We start from the raw sequence: 22856 nt of genomic DNA, 5'->3' as shown, positions 1-22856 counted from the left end.
CAAAGACCCGTTAGTACAACAAAAAAACAGACAATTATGTCCCCGGATGACCTGCTGAACGACTTACGCCAACGGTCCATTCTAAACGACGAGCAGCGTCAGCGCATCGCAGCCACCGAACGTATTCGGCCGTTTTCGCTGCACTGGGAGTTGCGTGCCATGCTTTACGCCGGTATTCTGCTGCTAAGTTCGGGATTGGGGCTGCTCGTATACGACAATTTTGATCACGTTGGGCACGGCATTCTGTTGCTGATCATAGCTGCGGCCTGCGTCGTGTCGTTTGTGTTTGCGTGGCTTAATCGACCCCCCTGGACAACCGAGCAGGCCAGCAGCCGGTCGGCCTTCGGAGCGTATGCTCTCTTGCTGGCCTGTCTGCTGTTTCTGACGCTCGAAGGCTACGCGCAATATCAGTACAACGTATTCGGGACTCGCTACGGGTTGGTTACGTTCGTACCAGCCATGCTGTTTCTGGCGCTGGCTTATCGCTTTGACCACCAGGGCGTACTGAGTATGGCCCTCACGGCGCTCATTTCCTGGGTGGGCGTGACGGTTCGGCCGCTAACCTTTTACTTTAAAACCAACTTCTTTGATCAGAGAGTGGTTTTTTCGGCCATTGGGCTCGCCCTGGTGATTATAGCGGTAGCGTTGGTGCTGGAGCGGCAGCGCATTAAAGCGCATTTTACGCTGACCCACCTCACCTTTGCCGGCAATCTGTTGCTGGTAGCACTGCTGGCGGGGCTGTTCAATTTTGACGAACTTCTGCCGTGGTTCATAGCCGGACTGGCTGCGGGCTGCTGGCTGGCCGATCGCTACGCCCGGCAGGAGCAGCGTAATCGGGCCGGGTCGTTTTTGTTTCTGCTGATGAGTGCTATCTACGGCTACATTGGCCTGACGTACCTATATTTCAAGTACCTGCATCCCGCAAGTAGTGTGGCCGACTACGTGTATTTCATCGTGTCAGGCATTGTTTTAATCGCATACCTGCTGTATCAACGGCGATCAGTTTTGCATGAGAGCGTATAACGAAACGTGGATTGAAAATAAGAACGTTGTCAGCCAGGCCGAACGCTGGCACCGGCGGAGCCTGCTGACGGACGATCAGCTAACGGCCGTTCGCAAGGCGTATCCGGTGGGGTTTCAAACCATGAACGGTTTTCTCGAAATTGGTTTGTTCATCTTCACCATCATTGCCACGGGGGGCGTGTTTCTGCTGTTTGTTGAGTTACTTTCGATCGATGACTCATCCATTTTCGGTCTGTACTGCCTGCTTTTCGGCATCGGGCTGGCTATCTTGAACAATGTCCTGATTCGGCGACGGCAGTTCTACCGCAACGGGGTTGATAACGCCCTGGTGATGGCCACCACGGCGCTGATGGTAGGTGGTTTCAACAGCCAGTTTCTGGACGACGGTTCACTGTGGCAGTGGTGTCTGGTCGCGTTGCCGCTGCTGGCGGCCGTAGTGTGGTACTACGGCGATACGCTCATTACGTTTATTGCGCTGGCCGTGTTGTATACGTGTCTGTTTGATCTGACGCTGGAAGCCAGTTTCGGCCGGACACTGTTGCCGTTTGTAGGGATGGTGGTATCGGGGTTGTTGATGCAGGCTACCCGGATGATCCGACAGCGGGCGTACTACGACGATGCCGTGAGCCTGACGCAGTGGGTGGCGCTGGCTATGCTGCTGGTCAGTGTAAACTACTACGTGGTGCGCGAAACGAACTGGTTGCTCATTCGCTCTACACTACGGCGATCGGGGGTGATGTCACCGCCGGAGATTGACCTGCCGTGGCTGTTCTGGCTGCTGACGGTAGGGCTCCCGATCGGGTATCTATGGCAGGGATTCGTCCGGAAGAACCGGATGCTGATCATCCTGGGGGTGCTGGGTGTTGCCGCAGCCGTAGCTACCATCCGGTACTACGTCGGAATCCTGCCGTTGAATGTACATCTTACGCTCTGCGGACTGTTTTTGATTGGCATCGCTGTAGGAGGTATTCGCTACCTGCGGTCGTCCCGATACGGTTTTACCGACGTTCCGGATGAGGATTCGCCGGACGAGTTTCTGATTAGCTCAGACGTTATTACGGCCGCTCAGGTAGCGGCTGGTACGTCGGGCCACGATCAGCACGACAACGTAAAATTTGGCGGGGGGAAATTCGGTGGGGGCGGAGCCGGTGGAGGGTATAACTAAGCCCAGCCAATGTAGCCCTATCGTTTATGCCCTTTGCGGTTTGTCGGCAAACTGATTTCCCAGCACGGCCGATGCAATATCCCCAACGGTTTGAAAAAACAGAATATCCGGCTGCACCTGTAGGGCGTCGGGCTTGGTGAAACCCCAGGAAACGGCACCAAAAGCGGTGTTGACGAGTCGGGCGGCTTCAATATCGCGCAGTTCATCGCCGACGCAAAGCGTTTCAGATGGCGCTACACCACTTTTCGAAATTACCTTTCTAAACTTTCGCTGTTTTCCGAACAGGGCGGTTCCGCATTCATAGAATCGGATCAGGGCCGCGTTGTCAGGACCCAGCACCTGCCGGACATTGTCTTTCGAATTGGAACTAACAATTGCCAGTTGAACACCATTGGCCGACAACTGCTTCAGCAGCCCGGAGATGCCGTCGAACAACGTAATCTGGTCAATATCCCGAGCCATCAACCGAATGAACGACCGGGCGATGAACGGAATCTTCCAGGCGGGTAAGCCGGCCAGACTGATCATCTGCCGGGCATCCAGACCTCGTAACGTATCAACGTCGTCCGGTTCGACCCGCTTGAAATTGTAGGTCGCGGCCAGAACGTTGATGTTATTCAGGAAAAAAGGAAAGGAATTTGCCAGGGTGCCGTCGAAATCAAAGATGACCAGTTTGTAATTCATAGCACGGATTGAGAGACAATTATTGGCTCAATATAACCAAATGATTCTATTCGTCCTGCCACCGGTCGCCTTCTTCTTCCGTTAAGATTCCTCTCGCTTCAAGGTGACGCTATAGGATAGCCTGTTGAATCCTGGCCGCCAGAGGTTCCCGGGAGCCGTAGGAAAATGGATCTACCTCCTGGCTTCAGGCATCCAGCCGTTCATGCAGTAGAACCGGTCGGTCGTTTCCATTTTATGACAACAACCGAATTATGAAACAAACCATACTAAGACAAGGGGTTCTACTGGTGGCGATACTCTGCCTGTTCGGTTCGTTCGAGCCCCGTGCGTTAACCTGGGTGGCTATTGGCGACTCCATTACGTATCTGAACGACCATCAAAACGAAACCGGCAACCGAATCACCAAAGGCTATATGACCCGCGTGGTCGAGAAGTTGCCTCATCTTCGCTACGTCAATCAGGGCCATAATGGCTGGACGGCGGTGCGGATCGCGCAGCAAATCGAGAACCTGGGGTTAGTGAAAGCCGATCTGTATTCAATCTTTCTCGGCACTAACGACTGGTGGGGAGGTCGGCCATTGGGTCGCTTCCAGGACTACCAGACCAACACGGGCAATGGAACCGTGTACGGGGCTTTCCGGCAGATCATTGATAAAGTCAGGAGCCTGAATCCGCAGGCACCCATCATCCTCATTACGCCTATGCAGCGGGTGGATTTTGTGTACATCGCTAATTTGAAAAACAACGCCTACGGTTCGTACCGGCCCAAAAACGGTCAGTCACTTGAGTCGTTTGCCACGGCGATTGATTCCATCGGCCGTTATGAGAAAATACCCGTTGTGGATCTGTACCACCTCAAAGGGTTAGCGATGAGCAAGTTAGTCAAATTCAAACGGCTGAAAGATCCGCAGACAGGCCAATACGTGAACTACCCGTATCCTACGTTCATAGACGTACCGTTCAACCCCGAAACCGACGAATACCCGTATCCGGTTGAATCCATTCGGATGACGTACGACGGTCTGCATCCGTCCGACAGGGGGTACGCGTTGATCTCCCGGCAACTGGTGAAGGTGCTGAAACGTATTGACTAATGGTGACGAGTCTGAAAAAGCAGAACTGAACAAACCTGGACGCCCTCTGTTTTGGCTGTAACGATCATAAAAGCCTGCGTTCAGGAAATGGATGAATTCAACGTAGCGTTGGTGGCAATTGGGGGTATTGTGTTGGGGCTGGGGCTATTCGCCCGTTCCCTGAGAGCAACCGTTTTTTCGATTCCTCTGCTGGCGTTGGTGTTCGGTATACTAATAAGCCCGGAAGGACTGGGCCTGCTTCATCCTGAGCAGTGGGGGAGGCCAGAAGCGATCCTCGAACAAGCCGCCCGACTGACCATTGCGATCGGGCTGATGGGCGTGGCGCTGCGATTGCCCCCGGGCTTCCTGCGTCAGCACTGGCGTTCACTGAGCGTTTTATTAGGGCTCGGGATGCCACTGATGTGGTTATCGAGTAGTCTGCTGGCTTACTGGCTGCTCGATCTGCCGATACTGGTGGCGTTGTTGGCAGGTGCGGTCGTATCACCTACTGATCCCATTGTGGCCAGTTCGATCGTGACCGGTGAACTAGCGGAGGATAACCTGCCCGACCGGGTCCGGCATACGATATCCGCCGAGTCGGGGGCCAATGACGGGCTGGCCTATCCGATTGTGCTGTTACCCATTCTGCTCCTGACAAAACCGGAGGGTGAAGTCTGGGAACATTGGCTGGTCCATACTGTGCTGTGGGAGGTGGGGATCGCCGTACTGTTTGGTATTCTGCTTGGCGTAGCCGCCGGGCATCTGCTCCGCTGGGCCGAAGCCAGGAAAACGGTCGGACAGCATTCGTTTCTGGCGTTCAGTCTTGCCTTGACGCTGGTGGTGCTGGGTGCTGCCAAACTGCTGGGTACCGATGGGATTCTGGCGGTTTTCGCGACTGGTGTTGCGCTCGACCGGACAGCCAACGCCAATGAACGTCATCAGGAAGAGCGGGTTCAGGAAACAGTCAATCAGTTTTTTACCCTCCCTATCTTTACGTTGCTGGGATTGATGCTGCCCTGGGCACAATGGCGGGAGTGGGGTTGGGCAGGAGTTGCCCTGGCAATAGCCGTATTGTTGCTGCGTCGGCTACCTTTTATTTTACTCCTGAGGTCCTGGACACCTCAGCTAAGAAAAACCAGAGATGCACTGTTTATGGGCTGGTTCGGGCCGATTGGGGTAGCCGCCATTTTTTATGCTGTGCTGGCCATGAAACGCACAAACCAGGAGGCTATCTGGGGAATTGGGAGCCTCTTGGTTTGTGCATCGCTGGTCGCGCATGGTATAACGGCAAGCCCATTGACAAAGCTTTACGGCAGACGTGCGCAGGATTGAAACAGGATTTTCTGCACAGTCAATAAGCAGGTGTAGCCAATCCTTTACAGCGAGGTAAGGCACACCCCGATCGTTCGGTACCCAACCCGAAATATCAGTCAAGTGACTGCTGGCTCATAGTTTTGTTGGCTTACTCTTCTGGCTCAACACCTCCGGTGTTATTACGGCCGTGTGCCCACCCTGTAATTGAGCCACCATCGTCCGGAGCATGTAGTAATAGGCGGCTTTCTGATCGGGATTTTTTTGCGCAACCAGAGGGGCATTGCCCAAAAGAAGCGCGAGCAGCAGGGGCATCAAGCCAGGTATTCTGTTCATAAGGGTTCGTGGTTTTGATGAATACGTCAAAACTACGGTGGCCCTCAAGGGCAGGCCAATAAAGGTTGACGAAGCCACCCAGACGCCCGACAAAGCAGCGCTTTATGGTACCCGACCAAACAGAATGGTTTCACCTGCTAGTTTTAGTGTCCCATCTACCGAAAAACCGCTAAGTTTGGCCCCGCAAACCAACGACGATACTTCCATCGCATGAAAACGGTTGATTCCTACAATTTCGCCGGTAAAAAGGCACTCGTCCGGGTCGATTTCAACGTACCCCTCGACGACCAGTACCGTATCACCGATGATACCCGCATCAAAGCCACCATCCCGACCATCCAGAAGATCCTGAACGACGGTGGATCGGCTATCCTGATGTCGCACCTCGGTCGGCCTAAGGGCGGCCCCGAAGAAAAATATTCGCTGAAGCACCTGGTTCCTACGTTGTCGGAGACGTTCGGGCGGGAGGTGAAGTTTGCCGACGACTGCATTGGCCAATCGGCCGTTGATCAGGCAGCCGCCTTGCAGCCGGGCGAAATCCTGTTGCTCGAAAACCTGCGCTTTTACAAGGAAGAAGAGAAAGGTGATAAAGCGTTTGCTGAAAAGCTGTCGAAACGCGGTGACGTCTGGGTCAATGACGCTTTCGGTACGGCCCACCGGGCGCACGCGTCCACGGCCGTTGTGGGGCAGTTCTTTCAGGACCGTATTTGCGGCTACGTGATGCAGGCCGAGATTGACAACGCCGACAAAATTCTTAACAATGCCGAGCGGCCTTTCACGGCGATCATGGGAGGAGCGAAAATCTCAGACAAAATTCTGATCATTGAGCAACTGCTTGATAAGGTCGATAACCTCATCATCGGCGGGGGCATGACGTATACCTTTACTAAAGCGCAGGGCGGCAGCATCGGTAAATCCCTGCTGGAAGCCGACAAGCAGGACCTGGCGTTGGACCTGCTGAAAAAAGCTGAGGAAAAAGGCGTGAAGATTTACATGCCGGTCGACAACGTTATTGCCGACGATTTCAAGAACGACGCGAACCGCGAAGTAGTGAAAACCGGCAGCATTCCCGATGAGTGGGAGGGGCTGGATATTGGACCGGAAACGATTAAGATCTTCTCGGACGTCATTCTGCAATCGAAAACTATTCTGTGGAATGGCCCGATGGGCGTGTTTGAGTTTCCAAACTTCGCTATAGGAACGAACGCCATTGCCGAAGCCGTTGTGAAAGCCACCGAAGAGAACGGGGCTTTCTCGCTGATCGGCGGGGGCGATTCAGCCTCGGCGGTGAACCAGGCCGGCTACGGCGACCGCGTCAGCTACGTATCGACCGGTGGTGGTGCTCTGCTGGAATACATGGAAGGCAAGACACTGCCGGGTGTAGCTGCGCTGGAGTAAGGTTGGATTTTTAGTTAGTGGTTGGTGGTTAATAGTTGTTGTCTGACTACGAACCACAAACCACGAACTACAAACTATTCAAAGCCGCCCGCGCCTTGTTGTCGACGCTGTTTTTGTATTCGTGATTCTTGTAGCGGAGCGCTTTTTGAAAATACGACCGGGCGGTGTCCCGGTCATTTTTTTGCTGGTAGATATAACCCAGTTGAAGCGAGGCCGTCGCTCCGAACGACAACTGACCCGCTTCGCTCAGCGAGATGGCTCGTTTGAGATACGGTATGGCGGCTTCCGGCTCATTCCGGTGCTGGTGGATACGGCCCAGGCGATAGTTGTACTCTGCCTTTTCGGCGGTAAGCGTAAAGCGAGCTTCGGAATAAGGCCGCAGATACGCCAGGGCGCTGTCGGTGAAGCCTCCGTCCGACGCCAGCCGCGCCCGCATCAATGTCTTCTGGTTGGGCGACGAACCTTTGCTGAAATACACGTCCGCAAATTTTTGTGCGGCTTTGTCGGCCTCGACGACCAATTGCCCAACCGTAGTGACTTTCTGCAGGTAGGATCGGGCCTGATCGTCCTGGTTGACGAGCCAGTGGCAGAGGAAGAGTTTATAATAAGCGTCTTTCAGAAAATTCTGACCCTTATACATTCGGAGAAACTGCCGGAGATGGTCGCTTGCCCGGCCATACTGACCTTGCTGAAGGTAAATATCGCCCAATATGTTGTCTATGATGGGCATAGGTAGGTAGTCGGCCCCAACCGGGCGAGCCGCCAGGTAAGCCAGCGCCTTGGCACCGTGGCCGTTCTTCTGTTCGGTCGTAGCGGCCAGGAAATGAATCAGGAGGTTGTCCGGGTTGTTGCGCACCAGTTCCTGCAAATTGCGTCCGTCGGCATCGGTAAACTTCAAAATGTAGGCCCGGACGAGCAGATCGATCAGTTGAGCCTCGGTGCGCATGAGTGGGTCCTGCTGCGCTTTGGCCAGCTCCTGCTGACCTTGCCGGATGGTGCCCTGTAAGCCAAGCAGATTTGTGACCCAGGTGTAGTTCTCGGGGACCGAGCCGATCAGGATATGGAGCGTACCCAGCGATTTATAGGTTGGCAGAAAGTCAGGAAAGCGTTTTTGATTGTCGACCAGCAGTCGGTACGCCCGAATCACATCCCAGCACGCGCTGACTTCCTTGCCGAACTTCAGCTTAACAAATGCCCAGTGTAAACGTACTTCGGCCTGCGCGAATCGTTGCCAGGGCGACTGGTCGCTGAGCTTTCGCAGGGCGTCGAGCCGGGCATCTTCCCGGTTTTTGACTTTTGCAAACGCTTTGTCGTCGTCGGACACAAGGAGCGTCACCATGTCGGCAAAGTCGTCGACGAAGATCCGGATGCCATTCGTCGAGGATGGTTCATTCGCCATCAGCCGACGAGCGGGCTGTACGTTGAGTTTCTGCCAATCCGAGTAAGCCCGTTGTAAACCCGGTGTCCAGACGAAGTCCTGTGCGTTGGCCGTTAGGGTAAAAAAAAGCACACGGATGATACAGATCAAACGGATACTCACGGAGGTAAATCCGCGCCGATCCGATATAAACTGTATCATCCGTGTGCTACTACGTCGAAAGACTTACCGACCGCGGCCAACCGGTGCCGGCTCGGGTACGCCTTCTACATCGGCGAAAATCCGGCCGCAGTGTTCGCAAACAATGATTTTCTTCTTGTCTTTGATATCGGCCTGACGCTGGGGCGGCACTACGTTGAAGCAGCCACCGCAGGCTCCGCGTTTTACCATCACCACAGCCAGTCCATTGAGCGCGTTACCGCGGATTTTGTTGTACGAGTTCAACAGCCGCGGTTCAATCTGAGTAGACTGTTCTTCCCGCTGATCTTTGAGCGCTTTTTCTTCTTCCTGGCTTTCGGACGTGATCTGATCCAGTTCCTGCTTCTTGGCTTTCAGATCCTCTTTCCGTTCGTTGAGGGCGTTCTGCGTGTTTTTGATCTCCTCTTCTTTGCCACGAATGCGGAACGACGCTTCGTTGATGCGTTTCTCGGCCAGTTCGATCTCCAGCGACTGAAGTTCGATCTCTTTTGAAATGGCGTCGTACTCGCGGTTATTACGGACGTTCATCTGCTGATCCTTGTATTTGGTGATCAGCTTTTCAGCGTCTTTTTTTACCATGCGGTTGCGCTCAATTTCCTCTTCCAGCGTCTTGATTTCGGCGTTAAACTTCCCGATCCGGGTTTCAAAACCGGCAATATCATCTTCCAGGTCGCGCACTTCCTCGGGCAGGCCACCACGGATTTTTATGAGTTCGTCTAATTGAGAATCAAGAGATTGCAGTTTCAGAAGAGCCTCTAACTTTTGCGCAATCGTTAGTTCCATTCGGAGTATATTTGGTGCTACGTGAAGTACTGAACGGGGTTAGTGACCGTATCAGATAAAATTACCGCAAAAGTACGGAAATGTTTTGACAATTGCTGAATAATCAGCTCTTTCGTGAAAACTTCGCTCTCGTAATGACCGATGTCGCAGATCACGATCCGGCCGTCGGCGTCAAAAAACTCGTGGTACTTGTAATCCGCCGTTACGAACACATCGGCCCCGGCCCGAACGGCGTCGTTGAGCAAAAAGCTTCCGACACCACCACAAACGGCAATTCGCCTGATCGGCGTGCCCCGCCAGGGAGTGTAACGAATGACATTGAGGTGCATCTGTTGCTTCAGATACGCCAGCCAGTCCGGTAAGTTCATGGCTTCGGAAAGTTCACCAACGGCCCCTGACCCAACCTCCTGATTGGCATTATTGAGCGGGTAAACATCGTAGGCGGGGACCTCGTAGGAATGAGCTTTCTGGATGGCAGCTACCACACTGTTTTCGAGGTAGGCGGGGAGAATAACTTCCAGCCGGTGTTCATCGACGGTTTCGTCCAGGCCAATCTCACCCACGGTTGGGTTAGCTCCATCGAGCGGCCTGAACGTACCGGTGCCACCCACGCGGAACGAGCAGTGTTCATACGTACCGATTCGACCCGCCCCGGCGTCGTAGATCGCAGTTAATACGGCCTCGAGATCACTGTCCGGCACAAAGACAACCAGCTTGCTAAGGACCTGCGTTTTGGGAGCTAGAATGCGAACGTGTTGCAATCCCAGCTTTTCGGCAATCTTGAAATTGACTCCGCCGGCTACGTTGTCAAGGTTGGTGTGGGCTGCGTAGATGGCTACATCGTTGCGGATGGCTTTAATGACAGTCCGCTCTACGTAGTTCTTCCCGTTCAGTTTCTTAAGCCCCTTGAAAATAATGGGATGGTGGGCTACCACTACGTTGCAGCCTTTGGCAATGGCTTCGTCAATAACGGTTTCGGTGGCATCGAGCGCAACCAGGACACCGGTTATTTCCATATCGGGGTCGCCGACGATCAATCCGGCATTGTCGTACGATTCCTGATAGGCGAGGGGGGCAAAGGCTTCCAGATAGCGGGCAAGCGAACGAACCTGAACCATAGTCATTGTTGGTAAAAGCTGCGCGAATCTACTCGATTTAGCGCTTAGATGGGCACAAAACCAGGCCACTTAATCGCACAAAAGCCGTCCGGATACGTATCCGGACGGCTCTGCGCACAAAACGGTGGGATGAGAATGTTTTCTACTGAGGAATCGGTTGCCGGGGGTGTTTGCCTAGGCGAGCCGGTTACGTTCCTGAATAACAAGGGGGAGCGTTTCGCCAAGCGCTTGTCTGAACTGTTTCCAGTGGTTTATCAGTACGTCGGGTGCCGGGTTAGTCTTCGCCAGTTGTTCAAGCGAGCGCAGTTCACTTTCCAGGGAGGTCAGACCGGCCATGCCCATCCACGGTAGGATTTTGTGGGCTTTATCGGCTACGTCCGGCCACATTTCCTGCTGGATACTGCCCTCAAGATCATCGAAATCAGGCATGACTTCATCAATGAAAATGGTCAGTACGTTGACAATCTGCCGTTGGTCGCCCCCATGCAGTCTGTTCAGTCGTTCGTGGTCAATGGTATGCGTTATGGGGGTAGGTGTCGTGAACATAGTAATGGCTGAAAATGAAAAAGCCCCGAGGTCAGACCGGCAGTTGACGTTGGGTGTATCGGGCAATTTTATTAAAAAGATCCTTTGGATTGAAAGGTTTCGTGAGATAATCATTCATCCCTACGCTCAGGGCCCGGTCTTTATTGCTGAAAGTGGCCGAGGCCGTCAGAGCAATGATCGGAATTGTACTGCTTACTTTCCGGATCTCCTGGGTTGCGGTGTAGCCATCCATAACCGGCATCTGTAAATCCATCAGAATGATGTCGTAGCGACCGCCAACGAACTTATCGAGGGCAATCTGGCCGTTTTCGGCGGTATCGACGTCAATACCCCACTTGTACAGAAATTTCAGGGCTACTTTCACGTTGACCGGATAATCTTCGACGAGCAGGATGCGTACGCCCTTCAGGGTTTCAGTATCAACCGTATCGGTAGCCAGCGGGGTTTCAGTAATCTCGTGCCCGATGGCCAGATCCAGTTCAAAGTAAAACTGAGCACCTTTGCCTAGTTCGCTTTCGACCTGGATTCGGCTGCCATAAAGTTCCAGTAATTTTTTGGTAATCACCAGTCCCAACCCCGTTCCGCCGAATTGCCGGGTGGTGGCTGAGTCGGCCTGGGTAAACATATTGAAGATAGCCGCGTGGCGGTCAGGAGCGATGCCGATACCCGTGTCCTGAACCGATACGTAGATCGTGGCCCGTTTGTCGGTTCGGTGTTGCAGCGCCAACTCGATGGTAATGGTTCCCTGGCGCGTAAACTTGATGGCATTCGACGTCAGGTTTGTCAGCACCTGCCCGATGCGCAGCGAATCGCCGATGAGGACTTCCGGAATATCGTCGTCGATCATAACCCGAATCCGGTTGCCATTTTCGTGGGCCTTGGCCTGCTGCGCCCGCTTGATGTTCGAAACCAGATGCTTGAAGTTAAAAGGGGTCTCTTCCAGCTCTACTCGTCCGGCTTCAATCTTACTAAAATCCAATACGTCGTTGATCAGCGCCTGGAGGTGTTCGATGGAGAACTGGAGGGTCTTCAGGTTTTCGAGGAGTGGATCAGGTACCTCTTCCTGCATCATCAGGTACGTCATGCCGACAATTCCGTTCAGCGGTGTCCGTATCTCATGGCTCATCATCGACAGAAACTCTGACTTGGCCTGGGTTGCGCTTTCGGCCACTTCTTTGGCCTGGCGGAGTTCGGCTTCTATCGTTTTGCGGTACTCAATCTGCTTTCGCAGGTAGTTTACCAGCGGCACCGTATTGTCTGGAGCAAAATCAGGTATGTCTTCCTCTGCCGGAATTTCAATTGCCCGAATGGCCTGCATCAATTTTTCAACCGACTCCTGGCGCTGTTTGATTTCCTCTTTCAACTGCTGGTTGATTTTGGCATATTCCCGATCATTCATCGTAGCCGAGTGTTCGAGAAGCTCCTTGTCGCGGTCGAAATTGTGATAGGAATCGTTCACAGCCCGAATAAATTGCTGGAAGCGTTCGTGCTTGAGGCAGTCTTCGGTCAGGTGCTTGTTAATCTGACGACTTAAAATCTTGTGCAGGGAATGGGTGTCCATAGTGGGGCCTTAGCGTTCCGAAAGGGTAGTGATGGTCATGGTCTGGTTATGCAATTCCCCCCGCAAATCCTGCTCGACCGGAGCAATCTCGCCATAGGAGTAGAAGCCTGTCATGATGGGCGTCTTACCGAAAATGTCACGGGCAACTTCAATTTCTTCTTCGGTCCGCTGCCCCAGCACCAGCTTGCGGCCTACGCAACTGATGAGCAGGGCTAGCTCCGGCGGAGATTCGGTATGCTGCATGGCCCGCTGAGCAGCCACGGCCGATGCGTCAATCAGCCGATCGAGGTTGGCCCGCATGAAGCGCACACAGGCCCCCTGCGGGATGTCGCCGGCAAAGGTCATACTCTTCTGGTTTTCGTCGATCGTCAGGATGGTTCGTACCAGCATGGGCGAATCGTTCGTGGCACGAATCGAGAGCGGAAAGAGCAGGGCCGTACCGGGCAGTTCATCGGCGTATTTACCGAGATAATCCTTGTAAAGGTCAAGCGCCAGGCGATTGTCCAGTTGGTATAGCGTGTTGTAATTCGACTGGGTTACCTCGCGCTCCGGCCCGAATACGTCCCAGCCACCCATGGAGCCGTGCCCCACTTTCAGGGCCGCCCCGTAGAAGCCGATGCCAACGATCCGGCCGGGGGCAGGTTCCTGGTTCAGGCCAACGAGCGTACGCTCAAAACGATCGGCATCGCCCGCCATACCGCCCGTTACGGGAACGGGTCTGCTTAAACGTTGATTAATGGCCTCAGTAAGGTCACTGCCGTTCACGATGCCGCCGTCGGAGATGAGCAGGATAGCTGCCAGTTCGTCGTCGTCGAGGGCATCGGCGATGGTTCGGCCGGCTTCGTAGCTTTCCGTATGGTTAGTGATGTCGACCAGCTTCGTTCGAATGGTTGTCTTCTCAAACTCAATGGCGGTTGCCACAACGGTTTCATCATGCACCCGGTCGGCAAAGATTTCGCCGGATGTTGAGTTGATGACAATCTGAGCGTTTGGGTATATCTGGCGAAGGTAGGGGTATGGTTTAAGCGTATCCAACAGGCTACGCCCACCGAATGCCAGTACTAAATGCGCTTTATCTGGATCAAATTCATCCGCTTGCAAGGCCGCTTCCCAGTTGCCGTTTGCAAACCTAACCTGTCCAATCTTCATAAGTTACGGTAGAGGGTTAACAGAATAGTATCGAGGTAGAATTAGTATAAGATAGTTGTACAAACATAAATAAATTAACGATAACAAAAAAATATATACTTTATTCGGCGTTAATTGACCAATGGGGTTATAATGTTAGCAATATAAGGAAGTTATCGTAGTGATTTTTTAGAAGAGTAGCTAGGTAAAGGAGATAGATTGACTCGGTACGTAATGCCGGGCGTACCAGCAGAGAGTGGCCCGCAATCCGGAAAATTATGTGAGAATCGTGGTTGAAAACGTCGGATTATCTACAGGCCGAATGGCCGGGCAGCAGGTTTAAAACGTAACGGAGACAGCATGGTGTTTTAGCCTGAAGGAAGCTCAACCTTCATCATCAGTAATTGCAGCCGCAGCGATCGTAATTGGCGATTCAATTCATTGATCTGTTTCTGACACTGTTGGTATTTATCCGGATCGAGTTGCTTCAGGTCGCCGTTGAGGCCGTAGAACTCAACCAACGCGTCCCGCAACTGCCGCAGCCGGTTGTAAAGCCGCAGGTACGTGTCTTTGTCGTTTTCCGTGTTCATTGACGATTTCATTTATTGATGATTTGTCAGGTCAGCGAGCGTTTTTGCCGATGGATTACGCGTCTGGTTTCTCAACACAATCAGCGGTACGTGACTGTTCCACGTTGGTCGTAAACCAGCTTCATTGAGGAATCCTTTGGCGTAGTTGCCCAGTACAATATCCGGATCGTGGTCCTGATCCCAATCATTGACATCCATGCAAAGCCATCGTCCGTAAGCGTGAATCGGTACGGCATGCGCAGCAAACGCTAATGGTTTCTGCTGCTCCAGATATATGAACGTTTGCGGAGCGGCTTCTTTTAAATCCGCGAAGAAAGCAATGGCGGCTATGTCCAGGTCGCCATCCAGATCAAAATCAGTCGCCACGGCTTTTGTGCAGCCATTCAGCGGATAGAAAAAAGCTTGTTCGTAGCGATGGCTGCCTTTGTTCAGAAAGAGGTAGATACCATGGAACGGCTTCAGCACCCGCGAATAATCACTGTTATCGCCACAGGTGTACAGAATATCGAGTTTGCCATCCCGATTAAAGTCGACCATCTGAAAGCTGGTTGACCCGTACACCGGCGGAAATCGTAGTACGTTTTCTTCCGTAAAACCACCTTGTTGATTGTTGGTAAACAACCAGATGCCTTCGTCGGCATGAGCGAACAGCGCCATGAAATCCAGCCAGCCGTCCCGGTTAAAGTCGCCGGGAATGACCTGGGTGGCTCCGGGTACGTTTTTGATCGTGACCCGCTCGAACTGCCGGTCCGGCCGCTGTTTGAGATAATACAAACCGCCCGAATTATGACCAAACCCGCAAACGATCCAGTCGGTACGGCCATCGCGGTTGAAATCGCCCGGAACGGACTGGATAGGACGGGGGAACTGCCGAGCCAGGGAAACAGGTGGGCGGGTTGGCTCATTAAGGTTAAGCGCCATGACCTCGCCGATAGGTTGATCAACTGCCAGCATGGTACCAATGCAGGTCAATACCAGCTCCGACGTACCACCAGTAGTCGTGGTTCTGACTGCCTGCACGGCGGGTGAAGGCAAGGCGGCAAGACGTGAGGGGGAGAGGGATGCATTCCAGCCGGTTAGAGCAGGGGCCGTTTCGCTGCTGGAATAAATCTGACCGCTCGTAGCGTCAATGGCGACCAGCGTTGTTGTGGCTTCGCTACCGGGGTTGGCTTTTGTGGTGGGCTTGACCAGCTCAAAAACAGCCCAGTCCGGTGAGGACTTCTGCGGTTTAGTCGAACGGGGTTTTGCCGGGGCATTCTCCTCGTAGTAGGCGACCAGCTTGTTCCAGTCGTTCAGGGAGATTGTGGCAGAGGGCGGCTGGTAATAATGGTTGGTTTGCCAGACTTCCAACCCTAGTTTAGGGGCCATTGTGGGCAAAACGCGCTTGTGCCAGGTCTGTTTGTCAAGGGCCTGAGGGTCGACCGGCAGATGGCAGGTACCGCAGTATTGCTGGGCTAGCCGCTGACCTTCTGCCGCCTGTTCGTCCTGGGGGTTCGCCGATTGGCAATTTATGGCAATACTACCCAGAATGGCGAAAATGCCTCCGTAAAATGCAATGCGTATAACGCTTGTCAAGTGCATGACGTAAGTGAAGAGCCGGATCAGATCCGTCGGCTATCAATGGCTTAATCATTAAGGTAGGAGTTAGGAATAGCACTAGGAGACAAACCGAAAGGAACGTCTTTGCAAAGAAAACCCTCGAAAAAGAGACAGCTAGTCAACTGCCTCTTTTTCGAGGGTTCAGATACATTAATTATAACCCGGGTTTTGCGTCAAGGATGATTTACCGGCCGAGCGGCTGAGGTCAATCTGCCGCTGCGGAATGGGGTAATAATCATTCTTACCCGCCGTAAAATGACCACCCCGGATGTCGGTCGTGATGGTGCTTTCATAGCCGAAGTACGCGTTCAGCGTTGGTTCGGCCGTACCCCAGCGTACCAGATCGAAGAACCGATGCCCTTCCATAGCCAGCTCCAGCTTGCGTTCAAAATAGATAGCTTTCAACGCACCGGCTTTGCCCAGGCTGGCGAACCGCCCGGCCGGATACACCGTAATCTTGTAGTTAGCGGCTGGTGTGGTCGTGTAACCCGCCAGAGGAGTAGCTTCGTTTGCGTACTTATAGACGAAGTTAACAGGGTTGGCCGCCCGGGCACGTACCTGATTCACATAGGTCTGAGCCTGTTCCAGATTGCCCAGTTGCGCTTCGGCTTCGGCAGCCATGAGCAGTACGTCGGCAAAGCGAATGATGTTCTGGTTGATCGCAGTACCGGGTGCCCAGGAGTGCTGATCGGCGTATTGATCCTGCGTGGCCTGCATGTATATGTTCTTCTTGGGCGAATACGGACCGGCGTAGGTTTGGCCCGGGCTCCGAATCCAGTCGGCACCCGGGTGATTGCCCCAGTCGAGATACGGAATGCCCCGACGACCGATTGTCCAGTCGATGCGAGGGTCCAGCGGGTCAGTATCGGGAGTAAACGGCTGGTTCGACGCAACGCCCTGATCGTTCTTAACCGGGTGGCTGTTGTAGTCATCCAGGAAAGGCAGGCCGTTAGCATCAGTCCGGTACGAGTTGGCCAGATCCTGCGACGGCTGGAAGAAGCCGCAGCAGCGGAACGGGCTGTTGCCGTACGGGAAGTTCAGCATGTCCCCCTGGTTAGCGCTGGCAATGGTACCGGTACCGTCGTTGGCTACCATCTGGATGGAAAAGACCGATTCCGAGTTGTTTTCGGTGGCCGCATCAAAATTGTCGTGATACTTGGTGACCAGCGCGTACTTCAGCCCGTTGCTGGTTACCCCCTGACCGATTACCTGATCGAATATCGCCTTAGCTTCCGCGTATTTATGTTCGTAGAGGTACGTTTTGGCCAGATACGTAGCAGCCGCCCATTTGTTTACCCGTCCTATCTCCGACTGGGTAGTGGGCAGGTTGTCCATGGCGTATTTGAAATCCGCTTCGATCTTCGGCCAGATGTCCTCCGTGTTCGGCTGTGAATTGGCGGTTGAGGCATCAATCGTCTCATCAATCCAGGGCACTTTGTTCCACATTTTCTTCAGTTCGAAGTAGTAGTGGCCGCGCAAAAACCGCGCTTGTGCCGCCAGAACGGCCCGGTCAGCGTCTTTCACATCCTGGGCCTGGGCAAGCAGACGTAGTACGGAATTCGTCCGGTTCACGCCTTCATAAACGGTCCGCCATTTACTGTTGAAATAGCCGTTGCTGGCATCCGCCGTAAATTTGGCAATTGCATCGACGGCGGGCTGGTCACTACCATCGCTGCCCTTATGCGCTTCGCCACCGGCTATACTGCCGTATGTCCAGTTGCTGGGCGATGCTTCCCAGGCGTTTCCACCGGCCAGGTTTAATGCGCCCCCGTTGTTAAACTGACCGTCCAGAGCCGCGTAGGCACCCACCAGCAGGGCATCAACACCACTGCGGTTAGCCAGTACCTGATCGCTCAGCGCTCCCTGAGCCGGAATATCGAGACTCTCCTGGCAGGAAACGGTCAGGCTGACCGCCATAATTGCCAGAGCTGTTATATACTGAGGTATTTTCATCGTTGATTTAATAAAAACTTAGAACGTCACATTCAAACCGAACAGGAACTGGCGCTGGTTAGGATATACCCCTTCGTCGATACCGAACGAGGTGGTCGTCGAAAACGACTGGTTTAAGCTGCCGCCCGAGCTGTTGTTGGTATTCGCCGTGGTGCCAATCTCCGGATCGAGCCCCGAGTATTTGGTGATCGTGAACAGGTTGGCCGACTGCACGTAGACGCGTAGGCGCTCGACGCCCAGCTTCTTAAGTGAACCCGCCGGCAGTGTGTAGCCGATCTGCGCGTTTTTAGCCCGCAGGTACGATCCGTTTTCCACGAAATACGAGTTTGGTACGTTGGCCGAGCTGAACGAACCCACCGTTTCCTGAATCGGTGCTTTGGCATCACGATTTTCCGGCGTCCACGAATCATACAGCGCTGTCCGGCTCTTGGCCCCCTGGAAGTTGGCGTTGAAGTCGGTCCACCATCTGACGTTGTTCCAGATGTCGTTGCCCTGCGTACCGTAGAGGAAAAGGCTGAAGTCAAATTGCTTGTACGTAGCCCCCAGGTTCAGGCCGTAGCTGAATTTGGGGTTAGGATTACCCAGGAACGTGCGGTCGGCGTCTGTGATCTGTCCGTCGCCGTTGATGTCGTCGTAGCGGAAGCGACCAACCGCTACGTCGCTTTGATACACCGCTCCGGTATTACCCGTAGCCTGCTGCGCCTGTGCATTGGCTGCGTTGATCTCCTCCTGCGAATTCCAGAACCCTGCCACTTTGTAGCCGTAGAACTGGCCGATTGAGTGACCAACGGCGTTGCGGACGATGTAGCTACCGTTGAACCGGCGACCTTCCTGATCAAAATAGTCGATGCCTTCGGCCAGCGACACAATCTTGTTGTTATACGTCGTGAACGTCAGCGTTGCGTTCAGTTTCAGGTCGCTCGTTACGTTGAAATTGCTCGAAGCAGCCAGGTCAAGCCCCTGGTTGCGCATCTGGGCTACGTTGACCGCCGGGGCCGTACCCAAACCGGCCGTACCGGCCAGCTCAAGCGTGTACAGCAGATCACGTACGTCTTTGCGGTAGTAGTCGACGGTCAGGTCGAGCTTACCTTTCCACAGGCTGGCGTCGAAACCGATGTTGGCGTTGATGTTCTTTTCCCACTTCGCGTCGGGGTTACCGATACGGGTCCGCTGGAAGCCCAGTACGTTGGCCGAGTTTGAGCCGGTAATGGCGTAGTACGACGAGGTACGATCGCCCCCGTAGGTTGTGTACGCGTTGGCCGGGTCAACGTTCAACTGGTTACCCATCACGCCGTATCCACCGCGAATTTTCAGATCATTCAGCCACGTCAGGCCATTCATGAAGCTCTCCTGCGAAATTCGCCAGCCCGCACTAACCGCCGGGAACCAGCCGTACTGGTAGTTCAGGAAGCGCGATGAGCCGTCGCGCCGAATAGTTGCCCCCAGCAGGAATTTATCTCTGAAGGCATAATCGACCCGACCGATGAGCGAGAACAGCGCGTCTGAATAGCGGCTGCTGTAGTTTGTCGGCGTACCGGAGCCTGTCGAGAGGTTGGTGAAATTGGGATCAAACGAGAAGTAGCCCTGCGTCGACCCGCCGACGTTACGTCCCTGGTTCTGGTACGCTTCCGTGCCCACTACGGCCTTCACGTCGTGCGTATTATTGAAGGTGTGCTGGTACTGGACGGTATTGGTCCAGGTCCAGTTATACCCGCTGAACGTATTTTCCGTGTAGGAGTTAGTGGTGGTATTTTCCTGGTTTTCGTAGGCCGGAAACGAGAACGACCGGAAGTTACCCATGAACAACTCACCCCCGAAGCTCGTCCGAGCCGTGAAATCCTTCAGGAAGTCAACTTCGGCATACATGTTTCCGAACAGGCGGTTGCTCTGCCCACGGTTGTTGGCGGTCCGTTGCTGAATGGCAACCGGGTTGTTGGCGTTACCCAGCCCCTGCCCGTAACCACCTGCGTAGTTGCCCCGGATGTCATAGACTGGAATAATCGGTTGCTGACGGAAAGCCATACCAATGGCACTCCCTTCCTGCAAGGCATTGATCCGCGGGTTGTCGGATACCGAAAAAGCCAGGTTTTCGCCCACCCGGATATTCTCCCGAATGTTGTACTGGCTGTTCGAACGGATCGTATACCGCTTCAAGTACGTATTGATCAGCGTTCCCTGCTGGTTAAAATAGTTGAAGGAGAACAAATAGTTGCCCTGCGGGCCACCGCCACTGACGGCCACGTTATGGCTGGTAATGGGTGCCGGTTTGAAAATCTCGTGGAACCAGTCCGTCCCTGCCTTATTGGCCCGCGTGATCCGGTAGAACGAATTGTACTGATCGGCGCTCGTGTAGTTCGGGTTAACGTTGTACTTCGACGGGTCTACCGACGGATCTCCTTCCTTGGCACCCTGCGGGGCAATGTAATCCGGCAGTACCGGGGTCGGACCGCTACCATACAGCGGATCGTTGATCACTGCGTTCGGGTTAGCATTACGCAGGGCGTTGAACTTCAACTGAGCGGTTTCCTGCGGATTCAGCAGATCCCATACGTTGCCGCCCTTCGGAAACTGCATGCCGTAGTAGGCATCGTACTGCACCTTTACCTTACCCGAACCACGCCGGGTCGTGATGATGATTACCCCGTTGGCGGCCCGAGACCCGTAGATGGACGCTGAACCGGCATCTTTCAGCACCTGCATCGTCGCTACGTCGTTGGGGTTGATATCGTTGATGTTCTGGGTCGGAACTCCATCCACTACGTAGAGCGGCTGGTTGTTTCCGAACGTGTTCAGCCCCCGAATACGTACCTGCGGGGCTTCACCCGGCTGGCCGGAACCCAGAACCGTAACGCCCGATGCCCGTCCCTGAAGCTGGTTTGTAATCTGGGCAGTTGGTTGCTGCTGGAGTTCAGCAACGTTGACGACCGAAACGGCGCCGGTCAAATCTTTTTTCCGTTGAGTACCATAACCGACCACAACCACTTCATTCAACGATTTTACGTCGGAAGCCAGTTGGATATCGGGCAGGGTTGTCCGGTTGTTGATGGCAACTTCCTGCGTTGTGTAGCTGATCGATGAGATCACCAGCGTTCCGTTTCCATCCGGTACGTTCAGCGTGAAGCGGCCGTCGGCGTCCGTTGCTGTACCAATGTTATTTGATCCTTTTAGCAGTACCGTCGCTCCCGGCAAACCCAGGCCTTTTTCGTCAAGAACTCGCCCCGTGACGGTGATGGGCGGAACGAGTTGGTCGGCGTTTGGGCCGACAGCGCGATTGGTCGGTTGCGATTGGTTGTCGGCCCGCTTCAGGATGATCGTTTTTCCGCCGACCTCATACGTAATCGAAGCCGGACCGAGCACCGTATCGAGCACATCCGAGAGTTTTTGATTGGTAAACGACAGCGAATTGATACGTTGCGAAGGCAGAATGCGGGGGTTGTACATGAACTTCACATCCGCTTCCTGACCAATGCGGCTGATCGCCTGTTCAAGGGTCAGGTTCGCCAGTTGCAGACTTACCCGCCGATTGAGTAATTCCTGACCGTAGGTGTTATGCGCCCGTGCCATCGTAGCAAACGCGGTCACTACAATAAACAGGTATAAACTGGTTCGCATAATTTTAAGCAGCTGGTGCTGCATTTGTATTCGAATTGTCATACTTTTGAATGGGTTGTCGGTTTTAAATCGGCAATAAAATTCCCTACCCCTGGCAGAGGGGCGCTTTGCAGAGCGCATGAAGAGGGAATATCCTTGGAGTCAGTAATGTGGCAGCATTGCTGACTCTTTTTTTGGGGTTAAGATGACTTGGTTTAATGCATAGGCTAGCTTAATGGGTTTGAGTAATTTTACGGGCATCCTTTACTGGCAATTAAGATTTTTCCTTCCATCTGCTCATACTGCGCATCCAGGGTTCGGCAGATCATATTTAACTTCTCAAACAAAGGGTCGTCGTCCAGCGATGCGGTCAGGTAGCAGTTCTTCATTACGTCGGTATCAAAAATGATTTCGACGCCGTATGCCCTTTCCAGCGACGCAAACACCTGAGCGATGGGCGTGTCATTAAATTCGAACATGGCCCGCTGAATGGGCATGTCCAGCAGCGCCGGCGACTCTACCAGTGAGCGAACCAGACGGCCTTCATCCCGGTTAAAGTGGACTCGCTGGTTGGGCGTCAGCACCAGACCAATCAGTTGAGGGGACTGCTGTTTTTCGACCCGTTCTTTGTCGGATCGGGTGAAAACCGACACCTTTCCGGTTTTGACAATAACATTCACCTCATTTTTGCCATCCGCCCGAACCGTGAAACTGGTGCCCAGTACTTTAGTAATCAGGTGGTCGGCATAAACGAAAAATGGTTTTTCCGGATTTTTAGCGACCTCAAAAAAAGCTTCGCCCGTCAGATACACCTCTCGTTTGGCAAACTGATTGAACTGTTTGGAATAACTGACGCGACTGTTGGGCATAAGCAGTACCGAGCTACCATCAGCCAATAAGACCAGTTGCTGCTGGGTTGATGTATTCGCTACTTCGATAAGGGGCGTCTGCGCTTCGACGACAAGCTGCCGGTAAATTTTGGCGGACGGATCATGCCCGAGGTGCTTAAGTCGCCAACCCAGCCAAAGCCCGCCAACCAGCAGTACGGCAGCGGCCCACCGCCAGACAGGCGTCTGATACCAGTGCACGGTAGGCTGAACAACAGGTTGGGTATCCAGCATGATCTGTCGGATATTTTGGGCAACCCGCGACGGAGGCAGAATAAACGTATCGCCCTGGAGCGTCAGCAGCGTTTCACGGGCTTTGGAGAAAACATCGGCTCTATCCGGATACCGGAGCGGAAACTGCTCCCATGCCTGGGCTAAATCGGCATCAGCCGTTCCCGCTAACCAGCTTCGAAACGACTCATCCTCAAGAAAGTCCTGTAGCTCGGAATGGTGAAATGTTTTCATTAAAAAACGCTATTTGTCAGCCCCTTTATACTGACAATTAGCTGAGTTGCTCTACATACCCTCCTGAAG

Annotated in this window: 18 protein-coding genes; 5 read left to right on the top strand and 13 right to left on the bottom strand. The window is 53.6% G+C overall.

The features are described 5' to 3' along the window. Positions 1-36 precede the first annotated feature (36 nt). Entirely contained in the window at positions 37-1023 is a 987-nt protein-coding gene (locus tag BN8_RS22125) for a DUF2157 domain-containing protein (protein ID WP_009284174.1), read from the top strand. After that, positions 1010-2188 carry a hypothetical protein gene (locus BN8_RS22120; protein ID WP_009284173.1) on the top strand — a complete coding sequence of 393 codons (1179 nt, stop codon included), beginning with the start codon at positions 1010-1012 and terminating at the stop codon, positions 2186-2188. Before BN8_RS22125 ends, BN8_RS22120 begins: the two co-directional genes overlap by 14 nt. Before the next feature lie 24 nt (positions 2189-2212). Here the strand turns inward: BN8_RS22120 and BN8_RS22115 are convergent, their stop codons facing one another. Then, positions 2213-2872 carry an HAD hydrolase-like protein gene (locus tag BN8_RS22115; protein WP_009284172.1) on the bottom strand — a complete coding sequence of 220 codons (660 nt, stop codon included), beginning with the start codon at positions 2870-2872 and terminating at the stop codon, positions 2213-2215. A 251-nt stretch (positions 2873-3123) separates the two neighbouring features. On the opposite strand from BN8_RS22115, the gene BN8_RS22110 reads away from it, so the two are divergent. Both BN8_RS22110 and BN8_RS22105 read left to right on the top strand, forming a co-directional pair. After that, entirely contained in the window at positions 3124-3966 is an 843-nt protein-coding gene (locus tag BN8_RS22110; protein ID WP_009284171.1) for an SGNH/GDSL hydrolase family protein, read from the top strand. Between the two features lie 51 nt (positions 3967-4017). Further along, entirely contained in the window at positions 4018-5277 is a 1260-nt protein-coding gene (locus tag BN8_RS22105; RefSeq protein WP_202806400.1) for a cation:proton antiporter domain-containing protein, read from the top strand. Between the two features lie 114 nt (positions 5278-5391). On the opposite strand, the gene BN8_RS22100 is transcribed toward BN8_RS22105, so the two are convergent. Continuing rightward, on the bottom strand, positions 5392-5592 hold the full coding sequence (locus BN8_RS22100) for a hypothetical protein (RefSeq protein ID WP_040006441.1): 201 nt from the start codon (positions 5590-5592) through the stop codon (positions 5392-5394). A gap of 210 nt (positions 5593-5802) precedes the next feature. On the opposite strand from BN8_RS22100, the gene BN8_RS22095 reads away from it, so the two are divergent. Then, entirely contained in the window at positions 5803-6990 is a 1188-nt protein-coding gene (locus BN8_RS22095; protein ID WP_009284168.1) for a phosphoglycerate kinase, read from the top strand. Between the two features lie 67 nt (positions 6991-7057). Here the strand turns inward: BN8_RS22095 and BN8_RS22090 are convergent, their stop codons facing one another. The 11 genes from BN8_RS22090 to BN8_RS22040 all read right to left on the bottom strand — a co-directional run bounded on the left by BN8_RS22090 (position 7058) and on the right by BN8_RS22040 (position 22787). After that, a complete protein-coding gene (locus BN8_RS22090) occupies positions 7058-8569 on the bottom strand; it encodes a tetratricopeptide repeat protein (protein WP_009284167.1) in 1512 nt (503 codons plus the stop codon). A 24-nt stretch (positions 8570-8593) separates the two neighbouring features. Beyond that, a complete protein-coding gene (locus BN8_RS22085) occupies positions 8594-9349 on the bottom strand; it encodes a zinc ribbon domain-containing protein (RefSeq protein ID WP_009284166.1) in 756 nt (251 codons plus the stop codon). A 17-nt stretch (positions 9350-9366) separates the two neighbouring features. Further along, a complete protein-coding gene (locus BN8_RS22080; protein ID WP_040006440.1) occupies positions 9367-10467 on the bottom strand; it encodes a Nif3-like dinuclear metal center hexameric protein in 1101 nt (366 codons plus the stop codon). Positions 10468-10641: 174 nt separating this feature from the next. Next, positions 10642-11013 carry an Hpt domain-containing protein gene (locus BN8_RS22075; protein ID WP_192579084.1) on the bottom strand — a complete coding sequence of 124 codons (372 nt, stop codon included), beginning with the start codon at positions 11011-11013 and terminating at the stop codon, positions 10642-10644. A 31-nt stretch (positions 11014-11044) separates the two neighbouring features. Beyond that, positions 11045-12574, bottom strand: a complete 1530-nt coding sequence (locus BN8_RS22070; protein ID WP_009284163.1) for a response regulator — start codon at positions 12572-12574, stop codon at positions 11045-11047. Between the two features lie 9 nt (positions 12575-12583). Further along, complete coding sequence (locus tag BN8_RS22065) at positions 12584-13723, bottom strand: FIST signal transduction protein (protein ID WP_009284162.1); 1140 nt, start codon at positions 13721-13723, stop codon at positions 12584-12586. 347 nt (positions 13724-14070) lie between these two features. Further along, positions 14071-14292, bottom strand: a complete 222-nt coding sequence (locus BN8_RS22060) for a hypothetical protein (RefSeq protein ID WP_144051794.1) — start codon at positions 14290-14292, stop codon at positions 14071-14073. A 12-nt stretch (positions 14293-14304) separates the two neighbouring features. Further along, entirely contained in the window at positions 14305-15873 is a 1569-nt protein-coding gene (locus BN8_RS22055; protein WP_009284160.1) for an FG-GAP repeat domain-containing protein, read from the bottom strand. Positions 15874-16041: 168 nt separating this feature from the next. Continuing rightward, complete coding sequence (locus BN8_RS22050) at positions 16042-17844, bottom strand: RagB/SusD family nutrient uptake outer membrane protein (protein WP_009284159.1); 1803 nt, start codon at positions 17842-17844, stop codon at positions 16042-16044. Between the two features lie 18 nt (positions 17845-17862). Then, entirely contained in the window at positions 17863-21456 is a 3594-nt protein-coding gene (locus BN8_RS22045; RefSeq protein ID WP_229368274.1) for a TonB-dependent receptor, read from the bottom strand. Between the two features lie 230 nt (positions 21457-21686). Continuing rightward, entirely contained in the window at positions 21687-22787 is a 1101-nt protein-coding gene (locus tag BN8_RS22040) for a FecR family protein (protein ID WP_009284157.1), read from the bottom strand. Positions 22788-22856: the final 69 nt, after the last annotated feature.

This window comes from Fibrisoma limi BUZ 3, assembly GCF_000296815.2.
Lineage (GTDB): Bacteria > Bacteroidota > Bacteroidia > Cytophagales > Spirosomataceae > Fibrisoma > Fibrisoma limi.
Note: the sequence above shows the minus strand (reverse complement) of the source record. Positions and strands in the feature narration are given on the sequence as shown.